Raw genomic sequence first — 5,761 nt, 5'->3', positions numbered from 1 at the left:
GGAGGGGAGCGTGTTGGGTACCCCCGGTTGGGGGGGCAGGCCCGCCGGCCTGGATGTGACCAGGAGATGGGCCTGTCTGACCAGACAGGGGGGAGACCTGCACGCTCCCTTTTGGTTTTGGGTTGGGGGAGTGGCAATGGCTGGATCTTCTTGGCTATACTCCTCCTAGGAGCACTACGGGATAGGCAATGCGTGAGCTTCACCCTTCATGCTTGTCTGTCTGCCGGTTGGGTGCGTTATCCAGGTCTTCGTCTGGTTTTCTGACAAGGGAAATGGGAGGCACCTATGCAGGATTTAGCCCAGATGCGCTGTGTGCCCTGTCGCGGCGGTGAGCCAGCTCTGACAGATGCTGAGATCAGCAATTTGCTGCCTCAGGTCCCTGGTTGGCAGGTGGTCGAGGTGGCCGGAGTTAAACGTCTTGAAAAGACCTTTCAGTTCGATAACTTCGCTCATGCTCTTGCTTTCACGAATGCGGTCGGAGCGCTCGCTGAGGAACAGGATCATCATCCCCAGCTCGTGACGGAGTGGGGACGGGTGAAGGTCGCTTTCTGGACCCACGCTGTCGGCGGCTTGCATCAGAACGATTTTATTATGGCCGCTAAGACTGAGGCAGCTTTTGCTCAGGCTGAAGGTCGCAAGGTCTCTTAGGGCTTGGGATATAAAAAAGTCCAGGTGGGGCCTTGGCCCCCTTACCCGAAGCGGCTTGCGCGGTTGCGGCACCAGCAGGCGGAAAGCTCGCACTCTGGTCTGTGCTCTGCGTGGTGCGAAGCTCTCGACTCTCGTATGCTGGTGCCCTACCCTCCCTAACGCTCTCTGGTGGGACCAGATCCGCTCTCCTCTGGCTCTCGGCAAAGGGGCGCAATAAATTGATATAGTATGATATTCAAAAAGATGCTATAATCCACATAGAGAGGCAGCTATTCACCGGAGCAGAGTAGATCTCATACATGCCTGTGCATGAGCACGCAAAGGAAGGATTGGCTTCCCATGGCTAACCGCCGCAGGCCTGGGTACGGCAACTGTGACGGCAAGGATCGCCAGCCGCTACCCTGGCTGGCGTGCCCTCGGTCTGGATGCAAGCTGGGCCGGGCGCGGCTGGCCAAGATCAACCTGTGGCTAATAGTCAGTCTTCTCTGTAGTCTTTGTCTGCTAAGCGCCTGTGGCTCAACGGATGAAACACCCAGTGCTGCTAACGAACTGGGAGCGGTTCATAAAGGCCTCGTTTACGTTGCCATTGGTGCCTCCGACTCCTTTGGTTTCGGTACCGCTGATCCCTACGCCGATAACTGGCCCATCGATTTAGCCCATAAGCTTGGCCCGTCCGTCCACCTGGTGAATCTCGGCATTCCAGGTATCCATCTGCATCAGGCTCTGCGCCTGGAAGTACCTATCGCGCTCGATGTTCACCCCGATATCGTCACCATCTGGCTGGCCGTCAATGATTTGGCCGACCATGTGCCGGTAAGAGCCTACGCGCGCGATCTGGATCTGCTCCTTACGCGTCTTCAGGCTGGGGCACCACGAGCGCGGATCGCCATTGCTAACGTGCCTGATCTGACGTTACTCCCGCATTTTCGCTCTTTCGATCAGCAATGGCTGCGCGAGCAGATTCAGGAATATAACGCTGCCATCGCTGATAACGTCAGAAGGCATCACCTGATTCTGGTGGATCTGTCGCAGCAAGGCTACAACCTGGCTCGCCATCCTGAATACATCAGTGAGGATGGTCTCCATCCGAGCGTCATCGGCTACGTGGCTCTGGCTGATCTCTTTTATCGGGCGCTGCGCTGAGCTAAGCAGCTAAGGCCAGACCGGCTGACCATCCCTTCGCCTCAGAAGGCAAGCCGAGCAGACCAGAGGCGCAGTGCGCTTGGCGGTGAGAGGTACAAAGCGCTGCGAAAAGGGAAGCGGACAGCTCTGGCAGGAGGCGACATCAAGGCTCAGTCTAATTGCAGAACGGTGGCATGACAGAACTCTTTGGCATTCCGCTTGATACCCTTAGCACAATTCTACTGATCCTGACGCTGGCGATTGTGGTGCTGGTGCTAGTACTGGCGTTAAGCAATCGGCTTTTTTTTAAGATTGGTGTGCGCAACATTCCACGGCGGCGCACGCAGATGGTGCTGATCATCTTCGCGCTCATGCTCTCGACAACCTTGCTCTCTAGCGCTCTGGCGACCGGAGATGTGATCACGGGAGCGGTGCGCAGCGTCGCCACCTATAATGTGGGCAATGTGGACGAGACAATCGAAGGGGGTTCCGGTGACCTGGGCTTCTTCGATGAGGCCATCTATTACCGTTTGCGGAAGCAGGTAGGCAGCGACCCTGATATTGCCGCCCTCGGTGCTGCCATCATGGAGCATGATTTGCTGGTGGCAGACCAGACCTCGCGCCAGGTGCGTTCGGGAGTGACCGCTCTGGCAGCTATCCCGGGCAGTGAGGATGGCTTCGGTGGTATTCTGGCTGAGAACGGCCAGGGTCACTTGCATCTCTCCTCGTTGGGTCGCAATGAGGTCTATCTGAATCGCTCGCTGGCTCAGCTTCTCAACGCTCATGCTGGTGATCGCCTCTATCTCTACTCGCAACGCTGGCCAGGGCGGCGCTATGAAGTGCGGGTACGAGCTGTTGCCGATAGCAGCGGCATGATTGGCGAGACCCCATTTATCGTCAGTCAAGTTCAGCTATTCCGCCAGATCGAGCAGTGTGGCAATGCTATCACCCAAATCTTTGTGGCTAATCGCGGCAGCGATGGTCCTGATAGCATCGCTATCTCCGACCGCGTGGAAGAGAAGCTAGAGCAGCTTCTCCCGCGCAATGTCCATGTCATCGAGGTCAAGAAGCTGGCCATTCTGAACTCCGAGAAGGCGCAAGATATTTTCTCTCGTATCTTCGTGCTCTTCTCCCTCTTTATCGTAGCCATTGGCATGCTACTCATCTTTTTAATCTTCGTTCTCCTGGCGGCAGAGCGACGGGTTGAGATGGGTATGGCGCGCGCTGTTGGTGTGCTGCGCCGGCATCTAGTCTTGACCTTCCTCTTTGAAGGAGCCGTCTACGATCTGCTGGCTTCCTTTATCGGCTTAGTGCTCGGGGTGATCATTGGGGCCTTGCTTGTGCTTTTGCTCGGTCCCGTGCTGGCGCGCTTCGACTTTCCGCTCAAACTAACCTTTCAGCCACGTAGTCTCCTCATCGCTTACTGTCTCGGCACGATCTTCACCTTCTGCGCTGTGACGGTCTCCTCCTGGTTGGTGAGTCGCATGACCGTAGTGGAGGCGCTGCGCAATCTGCCGGAGCCTGAGCGGCGATCTCGCACTCTTAAGGAGCTAGTGGGCCTGCTTGCCCTGATAGGGAAGGCTTTACGCCAGCGCAGTCGTCGCCTGTTCAGCTATCTTGGCGAGCTGCTCATTGAAGGGGGGCGAGCACTGCTGCTCGCGGGTCTGCTGCCCCTGCTCGGGGGCCTGGGGCTGCTCTCTTATGGCCTAACCGACCGTCTGGTTGCACCTTTCTCTCTCGGTCTCTCACTGCTGGTGATTGGTGGCTGCCTGCTACTTAAAACCATCATCGTGGCGCTGAGTCCGGCCCGTCACCGGCTGCGGGTGCGCCGTCTCTGTGATCGTCTAGTACCGGCAATTGCGGGGCTAACCATCTGCGCTTACTGGGCGGTGCCATTTGATCTCTTTGCCTCCTTGGGGCTGGTGCGTTTCCGCGCCAGCATCGAGGTTTTCTTCTTAGCCGGCTTCATGATGACCTTGGGAGTAGTCTGGGCTCTCATCTCGAATGGGGAGCTGCTGGTCAAGCCGCTGCTCCTGCTTTCGCGCCTGCTGCGTCCGCGTCTGCACTTGTTAGCGCGTCTGATAGCCTCCTATCCGCTGCATTACCGCTTTCGCATGGGGCTGAGCGTGACAATGTTCAGCCTTGTGGTCTTCGCTTTAACCGTGATGACGGTCATCACGGCGGCTATGCAGCACAGTTACGCCGACATTAACCTGCAGACAGGAGGCTATGATATTCAAGCTATTCCCTATTTTCGCCCCTTGCTCTCAGGCCAGAGCAAGCAGGCCCCTGATGAGCAGTTGCGGACCATCCTGGAGCGGCATGGAATTGATCCTGGAGACTTCAGCGCTCTCGGAGTGCGAACTACCACGCTAGTAGGAGTCATTCAGCCGACGGCTCCTCAGCCAGCCTGGCGCCTCTATCCGGCTCAAGTGATCAGTGGAGGCTTTTTACAAGGCTATGGTTTGCACTTGGTGGCGCGGGCACGCGGTTTCAGCAGCGATGAAGCTGTCTGGCGGGCCTTGCAAGAGCACCCGAACTATGCTTTGATCGATAGTAGCGCCCTAGAAGCCAGCCAGGGTGCTCGCAGTTCACCTGGGGTCTATGATCCCTCAGCACCGACGGCCAACGAAGCCGGGGTCCCGCTTACGCCGCCTGGCCTGGACCCATACTACGCCTTTGCCCTCAGCGGCATTTCTCTGGGAGAAACCAGTTTTACCCCACAAAGTGTCTGGGTGACCCGCTCACCGACGAGCGATGAAGATCTGTCCTCTGCCCTGCTCAATGCTTCGGTGGCCAAGCTGACTATCATTGGTGTGGTCGATAACAGCAATGGCGATCATTTCGGTCTCTACATTTCGCAGCGTCTCTACGGTTCAATCGCGGTTGGCAATGACAATCCCGAGGTTCAGGGTTATTACTTCAAGGTGGCCCCTGGTCATGATAAGCGGGCGCTGGCTCTCCAACTTGGCTCAGCCTTTCTCGACGAAGGCCTGGAAACTACAGTGCTGGAGGATGCCATTTGGGAGGTGCGGGGACCGCGTATTCTCCTCAGTGATATTATGATCGGTATTGTCGGGTTGGCGCTTCTTTTAGGGGTGGCCGCCCTGGCTATCACTGGCACGCGCGCCGTGATTGAACGACGCCAACAGATTGGCATGCTGCGGGCCTTGGGCTGCAGCCGGCGGCTGGTCAGAGGGGCCTTTCTAGGCGAGTCCTTGCTTGTGGCGATCCTTGGTAGCCTGATCGGTCTGGTGCTGGGATTGCTGTTAGCGCGCAATTTGTTCGCTGCCAACTTCTTTGAGCGCTATCAGACCAGCCTGGTCTTTGTTATTCCCTGGGGCCATCTTGCTCTCATTGTGGGTATCGCTCTTGGCGCTGCGCTGCTGGCGGCCCTCTTGCCGGCCTGGCAGGCGGGACGCGTTACGCCAATCGAGGCTTTGCGCTATCAGTGAAAGCAGGTCTGACGGAGCTGGGACCCTACTGGCTGGCCTGACGCTGTAAGGCTCTGTTCAGAGTGTTCCGAGCGGCTCAGTGAATCATATTACACAAGCTAAGGCCCGTTGCAAGGGCGGCCCTGCAGGTGAAGGGGATGGACTAGCAGGTCCAGGAGACGCTGGCTGCGGTGCCATCTTGAGTGCGGAAGAGCAGTTTGCCATTGCGTGGACAGGAGGCATAGATATAGATGGTCACCTGTTGCTGACTCCCCGGCTCTAGCCAGCCTTGTTGTGGCGAGAAGAAGGCGCGCACATTGGAGCTACTGGCGGACCACTGGGTAGTGTCGCTGGCCGAGGAGGAAAGCGAGAGGGTCACCTCGCAGCGGAAGGTAATACTGTCGTGATTGCAGTCGTCCGGCCCGTTAAGATGGCTCGGGCTGACCGCCAGGAGTGGCGGCGTAGGGGTAGGAGTCGGCGATGGTGTAGGACTTGGTGTCGGGCTAGGTGTTGGGCTGGGTGTGGGCGATGGTGTGGCGGTGGGTGTGGGTGTAGGG

Annotated in this window: 3 protein-coding genes and 1 pseudogene; 3 read left to right on the top strand and 1 reads right to left on the bottom strand. The window is 57.8% G+C overall.

Annotated elements, in window-relative coordinates:
- Window positions 1-285: 285 nt before the first annotated feature.
- The 3 genes from IRZ24_RS15970 to IRZ24_RS15960 all read left to right on the top strand — a co-directional run bounded on the left by IRZ24_RS15970 (window position 286) and on the right by IRZ24_RS15960 (window position 5,225).
- Complete coding sequence (locus IRZ24_RS15970; protein ID WP_297166142.1) at window positions 286-648, top strand: 4a-hydroxytetrahydrobiopterin dehydratase; 363 nt, start codon at window positions 286-288, stop codon at window positions 646-648.
- 339 nt (window positions 649-987) lie between these two features.
- A complete protein-coding gene (locus IRZ24_RS15965) occupies window positions 988-1,791 on the top strand; it encodes a GDSL-type esterase/lipase family protein (RefSeq protein ID WP_297166140.1) in 804 nt (267 codons plus the stop codon).
- Between the two features lie 173 nt (window positions 1,792-1,964).
- On the top strand, window positions 1,965-5,225 hold the full coding sequence (locus tag IRZ24_RS15960; protein ID WP_297166138.1) for an FtsX-like permease family protein: 3,261 nt from the start codon (window positions 1,965-1,967) through the stop codon (window positions 5,223-5,225).
- Window positions 5,226-5,367: 142 nt separating this feature from the next.
- Here the strand turns inward: IRZ24_RS15960 and IRZ24_RS15955 are convergent.
- Window positions 5,368-5,761, bottom strand: a pseudogene (locus IRZ24_RS15955) (hypothetical protein); the annotation flags it as partial.

The organism is Thermogemmatispora sp., assembly GCF_019683755.1.
Lineage (GTDB): Bacteria > Chloroflexota > Ktedonobacteria > Ktedonobacterales > Ktedonobacteraceae > Thermogemmatispora.
Note: the sequence above shows the minus strand (reverse complement) of the source record. Positions and strands in the feature narration are given on the sequence as shown.